The organism is Curtobacterium sp. MWU13-2055 (assembly GCF_023242305.1).
GTDB lineage: Bacteria > Actinomycetota > Actinomycetes > Actinomycetales > Microbacteriaceae > Curtobacterium.
In genome coordinates this window covers 122,667-138,594 of sequence record NZ_JALLIO010000001.1, presented here as the reverse complement: position 1 = coordinate 138,594, position 15,928 = coordinate 122,667, and the positions used below count along the sequence as shown (strand labels likewise).

Below are 15,928 nucleotides of genomic sequence, written 5' to 3'. Positions count from 1 at the left end.
GTCCGTCCGTCGCCCCGCGCGCCGTGGATAGACTCCGGGCGACGGCGCTCTCAGGGTGCCGTTCGGGACGGCGTCGACGGCGCCGACCGGTGACGGACGGAGGACGGATGCGAACGGTCCAGCGCGGATCGGGCACAGGCGGGTCGAGGACGGAACGGGGGACAGCGCGGCTCTGGGGTCGCGTCACGGCAGCGGCCGTGGCGATGCTGATCGTCCTGGCTCCGGCGGCGACCGCGCAGGCCACGGCACCCGTCGACCTGGGTGGGGCGTACGTCCTCGACGAAGCCGACGCCCTCAGCTCCTCGCAGCAGGCGCAGGTCGAACAGGCGGTGCAGGACCTGTACGCCGAGACCCAGACGCAGCTGTACGTCGTGTTCGTGCCCACGTTCACCGATCCGACGGACCACACCGCGTGGGGCTCCGCGGTCATGGAGCAGAACCAGATCGACACCGACGGCATCCTGCTGTCGGTCGCCGTCGACGACCGCAACTACGACGTGCAGCAGACGAACGAGACCGCCATCTCCGAGTCCGACGTGCAGAGCGCCGTGAACGACTCGCTGCTCCCCGCGCTGAAGCAGGGCGACTGGTCCGGCGCGGCCGTGGCGTTCGCGAACGGCCTGACGGACACCCAGGCGCCGCCGAACCTGACCTGGCTCTGGATCCTGTTGCTCGTCATCGTCGTCGGCCTGATCGTCGTCGTGCTCGTCATCCGCACCCGCAACAAGCGGAAGACCGCCGCGGCCACCCAGGCACAGCAGGAGTCCCTCGCCGACCTCGAGCGCACCGCCGGCGGCGCGCTCGTGACGATCGACGACGAGCTCCGCACCGCCGAGCAAGAGGTCGGGTTCGCCACGGCCCAGTTCGGTCCCGACGCCGCGAAGCCCTTCGCCGACGCCGTCGCCGCTGCGCAGCAGGCCGTGCGCAAGGCCTTCACGTTCCGGCAGCAGCTCGACGACGAGATCCCGGACTCCCCCCAGCAGCGTGCGGACTGGGCGAACCAGATCATCGCGATCTGCCAGCAGGCGCACGCCTCGATCGAGGAACAGACCGAGTCGTTCGACAAGCTCCGGTCGCTCGAGGACGGCGTCGAGGAAGCAGCCGCCGCACTGGCCCAGGCCGTCGCGGAAGCACCGGCGTCGGTCGGCGCTGCAGCAGCCGCGCTCGACCGCGTGCGAGCCAACTACACCGGCCGTACCCTCGCGACCGTCGCCGACAACGTCGACCAGGCACATCAGGTGCTCGCCTACGCCACCGAGCGCTCGAACGCGGCCACCGCGGCGATCGCGGCCGGCGACAAGGGCGAAGCGGTGGTCGCCGTGCGCGACGCCCAGCACGCCCTGGCCCAGGTGCAGCAACTCACGAACAGCGCGGTCGCGGCCGAGGGCACCTTCACCGAGGCCACCGCACGCGCCGAGGCGATGCGCATCGACATCGAGGGCGACGTCGCCGCGGCCCGGACCCTCACCGTGGGCGGGCCCGACCTCGCCGCGGCCGTGACCCGGGCGCAGACCGTGCTGCGGCAGGGGTTCGACCCGAAGGACCCGATCACCGCGGTCGACGCCCTCACGAAGGCGAACACCGAGATCGACCAGGCCATCGCGGCCGCCCGGGGTGCCGAAGAGCAGCAGCGCCGGGCGTCCCGCGCCCTCGACGACGCCCTGCGCGACGCCCGGAACCGGATCAGCCAGGCGCGCGAGTACATCTCGCTGCACCGTGGCGGCATCGGACCGACCGCTCGCACCCGCCTGTCCGAGGCCGAACGCGCCCTCGACGACGCCGTGCAGCTCGCCACCACCGACCCCGGACAGGCACTGCAGGCAGCACGGGCGGCCGAGCAGTACGCCGCCGCGGCGATGGACTCGGCGAACGACGACATGGGCGGCTGGGGCGGCGGTGGCGGCGGCTTCGGTGGTGGCGGCGGCAACGGCGCCCAGCTCGGCGGCCTCGTCACCGGCATCGTGCTCGGCGGCCTGCTCGGCGGTCGCGGTGGCAGCTTCGGCGGCGGCTCCTTCGGGGGCGGCGGAGGCGGCGGCTTCGGCGGCGGGGGCGGCGGCTTCGGCGGCGGGGGCGGTTTCGGCGGTGGCGGAGGCGGCGGCGGAGGCGGGTTCTCCGGCGGCGGCCGCTTCTGACCCCGACCCACCCGACGACCAGACCACACACCCGACAGACCAGTACCCGACAGACCAGACACACCACGTCAGACCTTCCAGGAAAGGGAACAGCAATGGCAAAGCAGACGATCTTCGGCCGCATCTCCACCCTCGTGCGGGCGAACATCAACCAGCTCATCGACAACGCCGAGGACCCGCAGAAGATGCTGGACCAGCTCGTGCGTGACTACACGAACAACATCGCCGACGCGAAGACGGCGATCGCGCAGACGATCGGCAACGTGCGGCTGCTCGAGCAGGACCACGAAGAGGACAAGCGCGCCTCGTCCGAGTGGGGCCAGAAGGCCGCCAACGCCTCCACCGCCGCGGACAAGTACCGCGCCGAGGGCAAGACGGCCGAGGCGGACAAGTTCGACAACCTCGCCAAGATCGCGATCGGCAAGCAGATCGCGGCCGAGCAGGAGGTCAAGGACGCCGAGCCGAACCTCGCCTCGCAGAACGAAGCGGTCGAGAAGCTCAAGACCGGGCTCGCCGGCATGGAGCAGAAGCTCGAGGAGCTCCGTGCGAAGCGCGACAACCTCGTCGCCCGCTCGAAGACGGCCGAGGCGCAGTCCAAGGTCAACGACGCCCTCGGCAACATCGACGTGCTCGACCCGACGAGCGACCTCGGTCGCTTCGAGGAGAAGGTCCGTCGTGAAGAGGCCAAGGTCCTCGGGCAGCAGGAACTGCAGTCGTCGAGCCTCGACGCGCAGTTCGAGAGCCTCGAGGACGTCGGCAAGGACGCCGAGGTCGAGGCACGACTCGCCGCGCTGAAGTCCGGCGGCTCGTCGAGCCTCTGACGTTCCCGGACGACCTTCCCGGACGACGCCGGACCCCAGCTGACAGACTGAGACGATGCAGTTCCTCGTGGTCGGTCAGTGGCAGGGTTCGGCGTCGTCGCGCGCGATGCGCCTCGGGGACGGAGCGACCGCGATCGCGGCCGACCTCCCCCGTGCGTCCACCACCGTGGTCGACGTCCCCGCCGGCGCGGGCGACCGGCTCGAGACGGCCGTCGCCCGCTACACCTCCGTGCTCGCCGTCGCCGACCGCGTGGCCGAGGAGACCGGCGTCGCGAGCGAACCCGTCCTCGTCGTCGGCGGGGACGGTGCGAGCGTCCTCGGTGCGACCGTCGGCCTCGGCCCGGACACCGCGTTCGTCCGCATCGCCGGGTCCAGCGGGTACCGCGCACTCAACCGCGCCCAGCCCGTCGCCGCCGAGACCGCGGCCCTGCGGATCCTGGTCGACCGCGCCGACGAGCTGTTCCCCGCGCTGCCGGTGCTCCCCGCCTCGTCGGTCGTGGTCGCGGGCGTCCGTGGGCTCGACGACGCCGAGGACGCCGCACTCGACCGTGCCGGGATCACCCGACTCGACGTCGACGCCGCCACCCCGGACGCCCTCGCCGCCGCCGTCGACGCCACCGGAGCGACCTCGGTGTTCGTGCACGTCGACCTCGACGTCCTCGACCCGTCCGAGGTCGACGGCCTGCTCGAGCCGGTGCCGTTCGGACTCGACGGCGCGGGACTGGTCGAGCGGATCCAGGCCGCGACCCGCGGCCGCCGCCTTGCCGGCGCCGCGCTCACCGGCTTCGCTCCCGTCGACCCGGAGCGTGCAGTGGACGACCTCGGCGTGATCCTGCGCGTCGTCGGGGCGTTGACCAGCGCCTCCCGGGTGGCCTGAGAACCGACCCGGCGCGCCGGGCGCACCCCATGCCGGTCCGCGTACGCTCGGCCTCATGACGGACTACGACCTCATCGTGATCGGCGCCGGCGCAGTCGGCGAGAACGTGGCGGACTACGCCCACAAGCGCGGCCTGGCGGTCGCGATCGTGGAGTCCGAACTGGTCGGCGGCGAGTGCTCCTACTGGGCGTGCATGCCGTCGAAGGCACTGCTGCGCAGCGGCCACGCCCTGGCAGCGGCCAAGCGGCTCGACGGCGCGAAGCAGGCCGTCACCGGCGAACTCGACGCCGCCCACGTGCTCGCGCGCCGCAACTCGTTCACCTCGGACTGGAAGGACGACGGCCAGGTGTCCTGGCTCGAGTCCGCCGACATCGCCCTGATCCGCGGCCACGCCCGCATCACCGGCGAGAAGACGATCGAGGTCGGCGGCGAGACGCACACCGCCCGTGCCGCCGTCGCCGTCGTGACCGGTTCGCTGCACGCGCTGCCCGACGTGCCGGGACTCGCCGAGGCGAAGCCGTGGGGCACCCGCGAGGGCACCAGCGCCCAGCAGGTGCCGGAGAGCCTGCTCGTGATCGGCGGCGGTGTCGCCGGCTCCGAGCTCGCCACCGCCTGGGCATCGCTCGGCGCGAAGGTCACCCTCGTCGCCCGGCACGGACTACTCGGCGGCATGGAGCCGTTCGCCGGCGAACTCGTCACCGATGCCCTCCGCGAGCTCGGCGTCGACGTCCGCACCGGCGTGAACCCCGTGCGGGTCGACCGCGACGAGCACGGGCTCGTCACCACCACACTCGACGACGACACCACCGTCATCACGAGCGAGGTGCTGGCCGCCACCGGCCGCACCCCGCACACCGCCGACCTCGGCCTCGAGTCCGTCGGGCTCACCGCCGGCGACTGGCTCGAGGTCGACGACACGATGCTCGTGCACGGCACCGACTGGCTGTACGCCGTCGGCGACGCCAACCACCGCGCCCTCCTCACCCACCAGGGCAAGTACCAGGCCCGCGCGGCCGGCGAGGCGATCGCCGCCCGGCACCAGGGCACGCCGCTGCACACCGAACCGTGGGGCGCACACGTCGCGACCGCCGACCACGCCGCGGTCCCCCAGGTCACGTTCACCGACCCCGAGGTCGCGAGCGTCGGCCTGACCGAGAAGGCCGCACGAGAGCAGGGGCTGAACGTCCGTGCCGTGGAGTACGACCTCGGCGGCGTCGCGGGTTCCGCCCTGCAGGCCGACGGCTACACCGGCCGCGCCAAGATGGTCGTCGACGAGGACCGCGGGGTCGTCGTGGGCGTCACCTTCGTCGGCCAGGACGTCGCCGAGATGCTGCACGCGGCAACGATCGCCGTCGTCGGCGAGGTACCCGTCGACCGCCTCTGGCACGCGGTGCCGGCCTACCCGACGATGAACGAGATCTGGCTCCGGCTGCTCGAGACCTACGGTCGCCCGGCCTGAGCATGCGCGGACTGGCACGCCGGGCGCTGCTCGACTCCCCCGTGTCGCGGGTGGGCTGGCTGTTCGCCACGGCGGTGGGCCTGGCGATCGGCGTGCCGCTGTCGACCGGCCGCGTCCGCGTGGTCGATGGGCTCGTCGTCTGCTCGGGGCTGCCGCGGTGGGTGTTCCGTCGTGGTGGCACCTGCGTGGGTTCGGTGTACCTGACCCGGGACAACGACGGGCCCCGGGTGCTGCGGCACGAGCGGGTGCACGTCGAGCAGTGGCGGAGGTACGGCATGCTCATGCCCGTGCTGTACGCCGTCGCCGGCCGAGACCCGCTCCGCAACCGCTTCGAGGTCGAGGCGGGGCTGGAGGACGGCGGCTACCGCTGACGGGTGCCCGTGCGCGGCGCTTTTCCCCTGTGCTGCGCCGCCGTGTGCCGATCGGTCACGACACCCCGTCGGGTCGGCGCCGAGTGGTCGCAGACCGTCGGCGGCTCCGGCCGCATCCGACTGTCTGCGACCACTCGGCGCGGAACGCTCGGCGCGGCGTGACTTCGGTGGGGGCCGGCGGGCGACGAGACGTGACCGAACGGCGGACGGGAGGCACGGATCACGGCCGCCACGGGCCTCCCGTCCGCCGTGGTCCGGCCTACCTGCCCGGCTGAGGAGCGCTGATCGGTCGCGACACTCCGCCGGGGCGGCGCCGAGCGGTCGCTGACCGTCGGTCGCACCGGCCGTGGCCGACGGCACGCGCCCGCTCAGACGCCCTCCACCCCTGCCGCCGAGGTTCCACGACATGCCGCGTGCGTTGCGCCGAGGTTCCACGGACGGCCCGGATGCGGCGCGAGATGCCGAGATCTCGGAACCTCGGGGTGCGCGGGCGCGGGCGCGGGCGGGCGGGTCAGGCGGCGGGACGACGGGGGACGATGAGGGGCGTGCCGGTCTCGGGGTCGGGGACGACCACGCACGGCAGGCCGAAGACGTCCTCGACGAGGTCGGCCGTCAGCACCGCGGCCGGGGGTCCGGCAGCGACGATCGACCCGCTGCGCATCGCGATGACGTGGGTGGCGTACCGCGCCGCCTGGTTCAGGTCGTGCAGCACCGCGACGACCGTCCGACCCGCGGCGTGCAGGGCGGAGGCCAGCTCGAGCACGTCGTACTGGTGTGCGATGTCGAGGAACGTCGTCGGCTCGTCGAGCAGCACGATGTCGGTCTCCTGTGCCAGGACCATCGCGATCCACACCCGCTGCCGCTGCCCGCCGGAGAGCTCGTCGACGCTCCGGTCCGCCAGCTCCACCGTCGACGTCTGCTCGAGCGCTGCCTGCACCGCGCGCCGGTCGGACCCGGACGACGGGTGCAGCAGGTCCTGGTGCGGGAACCGCCCGCGGGAGACCAGGTCGCGCACGGTGATGCCGTCCGGTGCGATCGGCGTCTGGGGCAGCATGCCGACCCGCCGGGCCACGGCCTTCGGGCGGTAGGAGTCGATCGGCGCCCCGTCGAGGTACACCGTGCCGGCTCGGGGCTTGAGGGTGCGCGCGAAGGACTTCAGCAGCGTCGACTTGCCGCACGCGTTCGGGCCGACGATGACGGTCAGTTCACCGTCGGGGACGTCCACGTCGAGCCCGTCCACCACGATGCGGTCGTCGTAGGCGAGCGTCAGCCCACGCACGCCGAGCGCGGTCGTCGGGACCCCGACCGCGCTGGTCGGCAGTCCGGCTGCGGCGTTCAGTTCTCGGCCTTGCCGTGCCGCCAGTACCCCATGAACGCGACCTGCTTGCGGTCGATGCCGACCCCGCGCACCAGGTGCCGTCGGAGCTCCTTGACGCAGCCGGCCTCGCCCGCGATCCAGGCGTAGACGGGGCGCGACTCCTCGGTGGCCGGCACGTCCCAGAGGACCTGCTCGTCGACGTCGACGTCCGCCAGCTCGACGGCGTCGCCACAGGCGGGACCCGCGGCGACAGGTGCAGCACCGGCGACGACCGTCGACGCCCACGCGTGCACCTGGTCGGTCATGCGGACGCCGTGGGTCGCACCGTTCCGGGCGATCCAGCGGACCTCGACCCCGGCGGGCGCGCTCACGGGCAGCCGGTCGGCGTCGGTCGGCACCTCGATGAAGACGTGTCCGACGGTCGAGACGTCGAGCGCCTCGAGGATGGCGCAGATGGCCGGGGCGGCGGTCTCGTCCCCGGCGAGCAGGATGCGGTTCGCGTGCCCGGGTGCGAACTCGGCGGCACCGGTCGGCAGGTCCTCGGGCGACTCCGGCACGCGGGGTCCGACGATCCGGAGTTCGTCGCCGACACGGCAGGACGACACCCACCGGGATGCGGGTCCGGCGTCACCGTGTGCGACGAAGTCGATGTCGAGCTCACGGGCGTCTGGCCGGAACGAGCGGACGGTGTAGGTGCGCAGCGGGTTGCGTTCCGCGTCCGGCAGCGCACGCCAGGCGGCGTACCAGTCGTCGTCCTCGGGCAGTTCGGAGAACCCCACACCGTCGAGCGGCAGGACGACCTTGATCCGCTGGTCGAGCCCGACCGAGGAGAAGTCCGCCAGGGCATCGCCCGTCAGCGTCACCCGGACGAAGTGCGGGGTGAGCGACGTGACCGCTGCCACACGGACGGAGAAGACGCGGTACCGGGTTGCCACGGATCCGAGTATGGCATGCCTTACCTAACGTCTCCAGACTCCCGGACGGTGCGAAGATCGCTTCCGTGCCCGATGCCCCCGACGACGAATTCGCAGACCTGGCCGCCCTCGCCCGTGCGAGCGGCGTGACGGAGCCGCTCCGCGCCTCCAGGCAGGTGGTCCGCACCGATGACGGGCAGGAGACGTCCGCCATCCGGTGGGGCGACCGGGAGGCCCGGATCACCTACCTGCACGGGCTCGGCATCGACGCCCACAGCTTCGACCAGACCGCGCTCGCCGTCGGCGAGCCGGCGGTCGCCCTCGACCTGCCCGGCCACGGGCGGTCGTCGTGGCGGGACGACGCGGACTACGGGGCGTCCGTGACGGCGCCGACCGTGCTCGCGGCGCTCGACGCCCTGGAGGTCCCGCCGGGGATCGTCGTCGGGCACTCGCTCGGCGCGATCCTGTCGGCACGACTCGCGGCCACGGCACCGGAGCGGGTGACCGGGCTCGTGCTCGTCGACATGTCGCCGGACTTCGCGCAGCGGGCGGTCGACCGGATCGCCCGCGCGCTCGAGGCCGAGGAGCCGTTCGCCACCCTGGACCAGGTCGTCGACCGGGCGATCGAGGCACGCGTCGGCGACGACCGGCACGTGCTGCTGCGTGAGGCGCGCCACACCACGCGGCTCGGTGACGACGGAGCGCTCGTGCGGCGCCACCACTTCCCGCACCTGCCCGCCGGCCGCACGTCGTCGGTGGGGCGCTTCGCCGATGCGTGGCCCGACCTCGAGGCCCTGCGCGTACCGATCCTGCTCGTCCGGGGCGACCGCGGGTACGTGTCCCCGAAGCTGCACGCCGCGTTCGCCGAGCGGCTGCCGGACGCCGAGATCGTGACGGTCACCGCACGGCACGCGGTGCAGAACCAGGCGCCCCTCGAACTGGCTTCGGCGATCCGGGCATGGGCCGCACGTCACGGATTGTTGCACCGGATCGATGAACCGTCGCGGGACCGTACCGGCCCCCGGTAACCTCGTGCGAGCGCGAGCTGTGACCATCGCCCTCGCGTCCGGAAGGAACCCACACCCCATGAGTCCGCTCCTGTCCCGCCGTACCGCCCGGGCTGCGCGCACCACGCGCCTCGGACGAGCTGCCCTCGCCGCCACCGCGGTCGCCGTCGTCTCCGCCCTCGCGCTGACCGGCTGCTCCGGCTCGTCGAACGAGGACGGCGGCGCCGACGCCACCGTCCGCGTCGGCCTGGTGCTCGAACCGACCAGCCTCGACATCCGCACGCAGTCCGGTGCAGCGCTCGACCAGGTGCTCATCGACAACGTGTACCAGGGGCTCGTCGGCCGGACCGCCGACGGCGACATCCGCGACGTGCTGGCCTCCGAGCACGAGGTCTCCGACGACGGCCTGACGTACACGTTCACGTTGCGCGACGGCATCACCTTCCAGGACGGCAAGGACGTCACCGCGGCCGACGTCGTCTGGTCGCTCGAGCAGGTCAAGTCGAACGAGACCTACGTCGACTCCGCCAAGCTCGCGGGCGTCACCTCGATCACGTCCCCGTCGACCGGCGTGGTCGAGCTCAAGCTGGCGAAGCCCGACTCGGACCTGCTCTGGAACCTGACCGGCCGCTCCGGCCTGGTGCTCGAGAAGGCCGCGACGAACGACCTGTCGGACACCGCGAACGGCACCGGCCCGTACGAGGTCGCGAGCTGGAAGCAGGGCGACTCGCTCACCTTCGACCGCAACGACGACTACTGGGGCACGAAGGCGAAGGTCGCGAAGATCGTCTTCCGGTACATCACCGACCCGTCGACGGCAGTCAACGCCATGGCGAACGGCGACCTCGACGTCCTCAACCCGGTCGACGGAACACTCAAGAGCCAGCTCGACGGCAACTCGGACATCGCGCTGCACTCCGGCAAGACGACCGACAAGTACACGCTCGCGTTCAACGACCAGAAGGCGCCGTTCACCGACAAGAAGGTGCGCCAGGCGATCCGTCAGGCGATCGACCCGAAGGCGCTCATCAAGGCCATCGGTGGCACGGGCGTCGAGCAGGGCGGCCCGATCCCGGAGCTCGACCCCGGGTACGAGGACCTGACCGACATCGACGCGTACGACCCCGACAACGCGAAGCAGCTCCTCGCCGCCGCCGGTCAGGAGAACCTCAAGCTCACGCTGACGTACGCGAACATCTACCCGGCGACCATCGGCGACGTGCTCAAGTCGCAGCTCGCCGACGTCGGGATCACCCTGACCGTCAAGCGCGTCGACTTCGCGACCTGGCTGTCGACGGTGTTCCAGGCGCCGAAGTCGGGTGAGCGCGACTTCGACCTGTCGATGGTGGACCACGTCGAGGCCCGGGACTTCGGCAACTGGGCGAACCCCGACTACTACTTCGGGTACGACAACGCCGAGGTGCAGTCGCTGTACGCCGAGTCGATCGCGGCCACCGACGAGGACGCCAAGGTCGACGCCCTGCGGAAGGCCGCGAAGATCGTGAGCGAGGACGCCGCCGGCGAGTGGCTCTACACGGCCACCGAGATCACCGCCGTGCGCACCGGCGTGACGGGCTTCCCGGTCGACGGCGGCAACTCACGACTCGACCTGTCGAAGCTCGCCGTCAAGTGAGACGACCCGCGCCCGGAGCTCCGAGCACGTGACCCGGTTCCTGGTCGGCAGGCTGCTGCTGTTCGTCGTCGGGCTGCTCGTCGCGAGCGTCATCATCTTCGCGACCCTGCGGGTGCTGCCCGGCGACGTCGCACAGGTCGTCGCCGGCACCCAGTCGACCCCGGCGCAGGTCGAGCAGCTCCGGCAGCAGCTCGGCCTCGACCGGCCCGTCGTGGTGCAGTACCTCGACTGGATCGGCGGGGTGTTCCGCGGCGACCTCGGCCGGTCCCTGGTGACCAACGGGCAGGTCGCGCCGGAGATCGCGCAGAAGCTGGCGATCACGCTGCCGCTCGCGGGCATGTCACTCGTCACCGCGCTCGTGGTCGGCGTCCCCCTCGGGGTCGTCGCCGCGGTGCTCCGCCGTCGACCGGGCGGCGCCGTGATCGGGTTCGTGGCGCAGGCCGTCGCCGCGATCCCGGTCGTCTGGGCCGGCATGCTGCTCGTCGCGCTGTTCGCCGTCACGCTGCACTGGCTGCCGACGCAGGGCTTCCCGCTCGACGGCTGGTCCGAGCCGGGGCGTGCGTTCGCGTCGCTCGTGCTGCCCGCCCTGACCATCGGCGCGGTCGAGGGTGCCGTCATCCTGCGCTTCACCCGGTCCGCGACGCTGTCGGTGCTCGACGCCGACCACGTCCGCACCGCGGCCGCGATCGGGCTGACGCGCACGCAGGCGTTGCTCCGGCACGGGCTGCCCTCGGTCGCGCTCACCGTGCTCGCCGTGCTCGGGGTGCAGATCGCCGGGCTGCTGGTCGGGGCCGTCGTCGTCGAGCAGCTGTTCTCGCTGCCCGGGGTCGGTCGCATGCTCGTGACCGACGTCGGTCGCCGCGACGTCACCAAGGTGCAGTCCGAGCTGCTCGTGCTCACCGGGCTCGTGCTGCTGGTCGGCTTCGCCGTCGACGTCGTGCACCGCGCCCTCGACCCACGCCAACGCGAGGTGTCCGGATGATCCACCGCCTGCTCTCCCGCCCCACCGGGGTCTTCGCCGTCGTCGTGCTCGGCCTGCTCGTGGTGCTCGCCGCGGTGTCGCTCGTGTGGACGCCGCAGGACCCGTTCCGCGCCGATCCGTTCCAGCAGTGGGAGGGCCCGAGCGCCGCGCACTGGTTCGGCACCGACGCCGCCGGTCGCGACATCGCGAGCTACCTGCTCGCCGGCACCCGCACCACCGTGCTCGTCGCCGTCGGGGCCGGGGTGATCGCCAGCGTCGTCGGCATCGTCCTGACCGCGATCGGGTCGCTCACCGCCCGCTGGGTGCGCGAGGGCACGGCCGTCCTGCTCGACATCCTGGTGGCGTTCCCGACCCTGCTGACCGCGATGCTGCTGACCGCGGTGTTCGGCGGGTCGCTCGGGGTCGTCATCGTGAGCGTCGGACTGTCCTTCGGCGTCACGATCGCTCGGGTCGCCCGCGGCGAGATTCGCCGAATCGCCCGCAGCGACTACGTCACCGCGGCCCGGGCCTCCGGTGTCGGTGGTGTCGGGGTGCTGTTCCGCCACCTGGTGCCGAACGCCGCGCCGCTGTTCACCGTGCAGCTCTCGCTCGCGATGGCCACCGCGGTCCTCGCCGAGGCCGGTCTGTCGTACCTGGGCTACGGCGCCGGGTCGGACACGGCGTCGTGGGGCAACCTGCTCTCCGACCTGCAGACCTACATCGGCGTGCACCCGTGGAGCGCCACCTGGCCGGGAGCCGCGATCGCGCTGGTCGTCGCGGCGCTCTCCCTGCTCGGTGACGCGATCCGCGACGCCACCGACCCACGGCTGACGACGAACGACCGCGCAGCGGGCGGCGACCGCCGCACCGACCCGGCCCCGACCACCCCGGGGGTGACCGCATGACCGACCGCAGCCACAGCCGCAGCGACACCGACGGGCTCGCGGTGGTGGGGCTCTCCGTCCGCATCGCGGGGCGGACGATCCTCGACGACGTGACGTTCACCGTGCCTCCCGGCGAACGCGTGGGCGTGATCGGCGCATCCGGATCCGGCAAGTCCATGACCTCGCTCGCCCTGATGGGCCTGGAGCCCGCCGGCGCGACCGTCACCGGCAGCATCCGCCTGGACGGCACCGAACTCGTCGGCCTGCCCGATCGGGAGCGTGCGAAGCACCGCGGATCCGGCATCGGCATGGTGTTCCAGGAGCCCGGCACCGCCCTCGACCCGCTGCGCCGCGTCGGCGCGCAGATCGCGGAGCCGCTGCGCCTGCACCGCGGACTCGACCGGCGGGCGGCACGCGTCGCGGCGACCACCCTGGCGGCGGACGTCGGACTGCCGGACCCGGAGTCGCTGCTGCGGCAGTACCCGCACCAGCTGTCCGGCGGGCAGCGACAGCGGATCTGCATCGCGATGGCGATGGCCGGGCAGCCCGCGTACCTCGTCGCCGACGAGCCGACCACGGCGCTCGACGTCACGACCGAGGCACGGATCCTCGACCTCTTCGAAGGGCTACCGGCGGGCATGGTCTTCGTCACGCACGACCTCGCCGTGCTCGCGCGGATCGCCGACACCGCCGTCGTGCTCGACGGCGGACGGGTCGTCGAGCAGGGCTCGGTCGCGTCCCTGCTCGCCGCGCCGCAGCACCCTGCGACCGTCGCGCTCGTCGACGCCGCGCGCGCCACCGCCCGTCGTGCCCGTCCGTCCGGAGGCTCCGCATGACCGCCATCCTCGACGGGGTCGGGCTGCACCGCACCTACCGGCTCCCCCGCCGCGGGCCCTTCGAACCGGGCCCCGTCCGCACCGCCGTCGACGGCGTCGACCTGACGGTCGCCCCCGGCCAGCGACTCGGGATCGTCGGCGAATCGGGATCCGGCAAGTCCACCCTGGTGCGGCTGCTCGCCGGCCTGGAGGCACCTTCCGCCGGTTCCGTGACCGCCTCCGGTCGTCCGGTGGTGGCGTCCGGTTCCGCGGCCGCGATGCGCTGGTTCCGTCGCGAGACCGGGGTGGTGTTCCAGGACCCGTACGCGTCCCTCGACCCGCGGATGCGCGTCGGCGCGATCGTCGGTGAACCGCTGCGGGCGCTCCGGATCGACGGGGACCACCGGGTGCTGGTGCGCGACGTGCTGGATCGGGTCGACCTGCCGGCGGATGCTGTCGACCGGTACCCGCACGAGTTCTCCGGTGGGCAGCGGCAGCGCATCGCGATCGCCCGGGCCGTGGTGCACGGGCCGCGGATCCTGTTCGGCGACGAGCCGATGAGCGCCCTCGACGTGGTGGTGCGGGCACGGGTCATCGAGCTGTTCCGCTCGCTCGCCGACGACCTCGGGCTGACCATGGTCCTGGTGTCGCACGACATCGGTGTGGTCCAGCGGCTGTGCGACACCGTGGCCGTGATGTCGGCGGGACGCATCGTGGAACACGGGCCGGTGTCGCTGCTCGATGCGCCGGAGCACCCGGTGACGCGGGCGCTGGTGGAGGCTGCGCCGACGCTGCCGTAGCGGCGGGGCGGGGCGGGGCGGGCGGCTCTGACTCGGAACGACAACATCGCCGTCGTACGACATCGAGTGTGTCGTTCCAGGTCGCCCGCAACAGTTGCACGCGCGCACCGACGACAACATCGACGTCGTACGACATCGTGCGTGTCGTTCCGCGTCGCCAGGGGTGTGCGACTCCTGTTCGACTGGGCGGGACTCCTTGCCCACTGAGCGGGACGCCGGGACGATCGACCTGCACCGATCGCTTCTCGAAGGGGAGAACGCATGAGCAAGTCGCACGACATCACCAGGCGCACGGCACTCGGACTCGGCATCGTCGCCACCGCATCGGCAGCGAGCGGGGTGCTCGGCAGCACACCGGCGAGCGCCCACGGCCGCGCCCACCCCGGCACAGGCCCCGCCGGCCCCGGCCACCCCGGTCGCCCGCACCTCGCCGCAGCGGTCGAGCGGGAGTTCGCCGCCGACACCACCACGGTCCTGCGGAACCCGCTCAACGGCTGGGCGCTGTACGGCTCGTCGGCACCGCCCGCGAACTACTGGACGCAGTACGACGACGTCCCACTGCCCGACGGCACCACGGTCACGGTGTCCGACCACGCCTCGGTCATGTACATGCGGGTCTCGTGGACGATCCTCGAGCCGTCCGAGGGCGTGTACGGCTGGGACACGAACGCGGCGTTCGCGGGCATCCTCGCCGAGGCCCGTCGCCGTGGGCTGCGGCTGGCCTTCCGCGTCGTGGTGGACAGTCGCGACAAGTCGTCGGACTTCACGCCCGCGTGGGTGCGTGCCGCCGGGGCCGCCGGGTACGAGACGCAGACCGGCAGCAAGACCGTGTGGAGTCCGTACCCGGACGACCCGGTGTTCCAGGCGAAGTACGCCGCGTTCGTCGCGGCCTTCGGCAAGCAGTACGACGACCCGGCCACGACGGACTTCATCGACGGGTACGGGCTCGGCAAGTGGGGTGAGGGCCACTCGATGCTCTACCAGGACGCCGCGAACCGCGAGCCGGTGTTCGACTGGATCATCGACCTGTACCAGGAGCACTTCACCCGGGTGCCGCTGGCGTTGAACTACCACCGGATGATCGGGGGTCCGAAGGACTGGGGCACCCCGGACCCCGAGAGCGAGCGGATGCTCGACGGTGCGTACGAGAAGGGCTACGTCCTGCGCCACGACGCCTTCGGCATGACCACGTACTACGCGGACTGGGAGAAGTCGATGGCCGCGAAGTGGCGGTACCGGCGGCCGATCATCATGGAGGGCGGGTGGGTCACCGCCCAGCACGACGTCACGCAGGACCCGCGCGGGTACGTGACGACCGCCGACGTCCGTCAGGGCGAGTTCGACGACTCGGTCGAGGCGCACGTGAACATGATGGACCTGCGGAACGGCGAGGCCCTGTCGTGGTTCGCGGCGCAGACCTTCCCGTTGACGCAGCGGTTCGACGCCGAGGGCGGCTACCGCCTGCACCCGTCGCGCGTGGTCGTGCCCGGTTCGGCGTCCGCCGGCGCGACGGTCGACGTCACGCACGAGTGGACGAACACGGGTTGGGGCTACCTGCCCGACAACCTGCCGGTGTGGAACGGCAAGTACAAGGCGGCGGTCGCGTTGCTCCATGCGGACGGCAGCGTGGCCGGGACGTTCGTGGACACCGCGTCCGACCCGTCGACGTGGTTGAAGGGCTCCCCGACGTCGTACGCGTTCCGTCCGTCGCTGGCCGGCGTCGCGGCGGGTGCGTACCGGTGGGGCATCGCGATCGTCGACACCACCGCGGGCAACGCCCCCGGCATCGAGCTCGGTGCGCAGGGCACGCAGCAGGCGGGCTGGCTGGTCGTCGGCGACGTCACCATCGCCTGAGACGCGCCTGCCTGGAGGCCCGGTGCCGGTCCACGAGACCGGCACCGGGCCTCCAGGCGGTCGCCCCCACCCCGTCAGCGCA

General features: G+C 72.5%; 14 protein-coding genes. 12 read left to right on the top strand and 2 right to left on the bottom strand.

The annotated features are described in order from the left end of the window. Nucleotides 1-203: 203 nt before the first annotated feature. The 5 genes from M4960_RS19535 (at nucleotide 204) to M4960_RS00600 (ending at nucleotide 5,660) form a co-directional block, all read left to right on the top strand. A complete protein-coding gene (locus M4960_RS19535; protein WP_301952667.1) occupies nucleotides 204-2,132 on the top strand; it encodes a YgcG family protein in 1,929 nt (642 codons plus the stop codon). 95 nt (nucleotides 2,133-2,227) lie between these two features. After that, nucleotides 2,228-2,953, top strand: coding sequence for a PspA/IM30 family protein (locus M4960_RS00615; RefSeq protein ID WP_123294264.1), 726 nt, complete (start codon nucleotides 2,228-2,230; stop codon nucleotides 2,951-2,953). A 55-nt stretch (nucleotides 2,954-3,008) separates the two neighbouring features. Beyond that, nucleotides 3,009-3,830, top strand: coding sequence for an arginase family protein (locus tag M4960_RS00610; RefSeq protein ID WP_123339765.1), 822 nt, complete (start codon nucleotides 3,009-3,011; stop codon nucleotides 3,828-3,830). A gap of 55 nt (nucleotides 3,831-3,885) precedes the next feature. Continuing rightward, nucleotides 3,886-5,289, top strand: coding sequence for an NAD(P)/FAD-dependent oxidoreductase (locus M4960_RS00605; protein ID WP_123671673.1), 1,404 nt, complete (start codon nucleotides 3,886-3,888; stop codon nucleotides 5,287-5,289). 2 nt (nucleotides 5,290-5,291) lie between these two features. Continuing rightward, the gene (locus M4960_RS00600) at nucleotides 5,292-5,660 is read left to right on the top strand and encodes a Fe-S oxidoreductase (protein WP_123294261.1); all 369 of its coding nucleotides are present in this window, start codon (nucleotides 5,292-5,294) and stop codon (nucleotides 5,658-5,660) included. Between the two features lie 511 nt (nucleotides 5,661-6,171). On the opposite strand, the gene M4960_RS00595 is transcribed toward M4960_RS00600, so the two are convergent. Then, nucleotides 6,172-6,939 (bottom strand): ABC transporter ATP-binding protein, encoded by a 768-nt coding sequence (locus tag M4960_RS00595; RefSeq protein ID WP_248703230.1) that lies wholly within the window; start codon nucleotides 6,937-6,939, stop codon nucleotides 6,172-6,174. A gap of 56 nt (nucleotides 6,940-6,995) precedes the next feature. Next, entirely contained in the window at nucleotides 6,996-7,913 is a 918-nt protein-coding gene (locus tag M4960_RS00590; RefSeq protein ID WP_248703229.1) for a siderophore-interacting protein, read from the bottom strand. 65 nt (nucleotides 7,914-7,978) lie between these two features. Here M4960_RS00590 and M4960_RS00585 point away from each other — a divergent pair, with 65 nt between their 5' ends. The 7 genes from M4960_RS00585 (at nucleotide 7,979) to M4960_RS00555 (ending at nucleotide 15,846) form a co-directional block, all read left to right on the top strand. After that, on the top strand, nucleotides 7,979-8,920 hold the full coding sequence (locus M4960_RS00585) for an alpha/beta fold hydrolase (protein ID WP_194672582.1): 942 nt from the start codon (nucleotides 7,979-7,981) through the stop codon (nucleotides 8,918-8,920). A gap of 58 nt (nucleotides 8,921-8,978) precedes the next feature. Next, nucleotides 8,979-10,532, top strand: a complete 1,554-nt coding sequence (locus M4960_RS00580) for an ABC transporter substrate-binding protein (RefSeq protein ID WP_133937063.1) — start codon at nucleotides 8,979-8,981, stop codon at nucleotides 10,530-10,532. A gap of 28 nt (nucleotides 10,533-10,560) precedes the next feature. Next, nucleotides 10,561-11,514 carry an ABC transporter permease gene (locus M4960_RS00575; RefSeq protein WP_123294257.1) on the top strand — a complete coding sequence of 318 codons (954 nt, stop codon included), beginning with the start codon at nucleotides 10,561-10,563 and terminating at the stop codon, nucleotides 11,512-11,514. Next, a complete protein-coding gene (locus tag M4960_RS00570; protein WP_131920004.1) occupies nucleotides 11,511-12,398 on the top strand; it encodes an ABC transporter permease in 888 nt (295 codons plus the stop codon). The genes M4960_RS00575 and M4960_RS00570 overlap by 4 nt, the downstream gene beginning before the upstream one ends. Further along, entirely contained in the window at nucleotides 12,395-13,213 is an 819-nt protein-coding gene (locus M4960_RS00565; RefSeq protein ID WP_248703228.1) for an ABC transporter ATP-binding protein, read from the top strand. Before M4960_RS00570 ends, M4960_RS00565 begins: the two co-directional genes overlap by 4 nt. After that, nucleotides 13,210-13,992, top strand: a complete 783-nt coding sequence (locus tag M4960_RS00560) for an ABC transporter ATP-binding protein (RefSeq protein ID WP_248703227.1) — start codon at nucleotides 13,210-13,212, stop codon at nucleotides 13,990-13,992. The genes M4960_RS00565 and M4960_RS00560 overlap by 4 nt, the downstream gene beginning before the upstream one ends. Before the next feature lie 261 nt (nucleotides 13,993-14,253). After that, a complete protein-coding gene (locus M4960_RS00555; protein ID WP_248703226.1) occupies nucleotides 14,254-15,846 on the top strand; it encodes a DUF4832 domain-containing protein in 1,593 nt (530 codons plus the stop codon). The last annotated feature ends 82 nt before the right edge of the window (nucleotides 15,847-15,928 follow it).

What these genes read in the sequence shown, in the direction of transcription:
- M4960_RS00610 (WP_123339765.1), top strand. Translation starts at nt 3,009, where the DNA reads ATGCAGTTCCTCGTGGTCGGTCAGTGGCAGGGTTCGGCGTCGTCGCGC.
- M4960_RS00555 (WP_248703226.1), top strand. Translation starts at nt 14,254, where the DNA reads ATGAGCAAGTCGCACGACATCACCAGGCGCACGGCACTCGGACTCGGC.
- M4960_RS00580 (WP_133937063.1), top strand. Translation starts at nt 8,979, where the DNA reads ATGAGTCCGCTCCTGTCCCGCCGTACCGCCCGGGCTGCGCGCACCACG.
- M4960_RS00600 (WP_123294261.1), top strand. Translation starts at nt 5,292, where the DNA reads ATGCGCGGACTGGCACGCCGGGCGCTGCTCGACTCCCCCGTGTCGCGG.
- M4960_RS00565 (WP_248703228.1), top strand. Translation starts at nt 12,395, where the DNA reads ATGACCGACCGCAGCCACAGCCGCAGCGACACCGACGGGCTCGCGGTG.
- M4960_RS00570 (WP_131920004.1), top strand. Translation starts at nt 11,511, where the DNA reads ATGATCCACCGCCTGCTCTCCCGCCCCACCGGGGTCTTCGCCGTCGTC.
- M4960_RS19535 (WP_301952667.1), top strand. Translation starts at nt 204, where the DNA reads ATGCTGATCGTCCTGGCTCCGGCGGCGACCGCGCAGGCCACGGCACCC.
- M4960_RS00560 (WP_248703227.1), top strand. Translation starts at nt 13,210, where the DNA reads ATGACCGCCATCCTCGACGGGGTCGGGCTGCACCGCACCTACCGGCTC.
- M4960_RS00615 (WP_123294264.1), top strand. Translation starts at nt 2,228, where the DNA reads ATGGCAAAGCAGACGATCTTCGGCCGCATCTCCACCCTCGTGCGGGCG.
- M4960_RS00605 (WP_123671673.1), top strand. Translation starts at nt 3,886, where the DNA reads ATGACGGACTACGACCTCATCGTGATCGGCGCCGGCGCAGTCGGCGAG.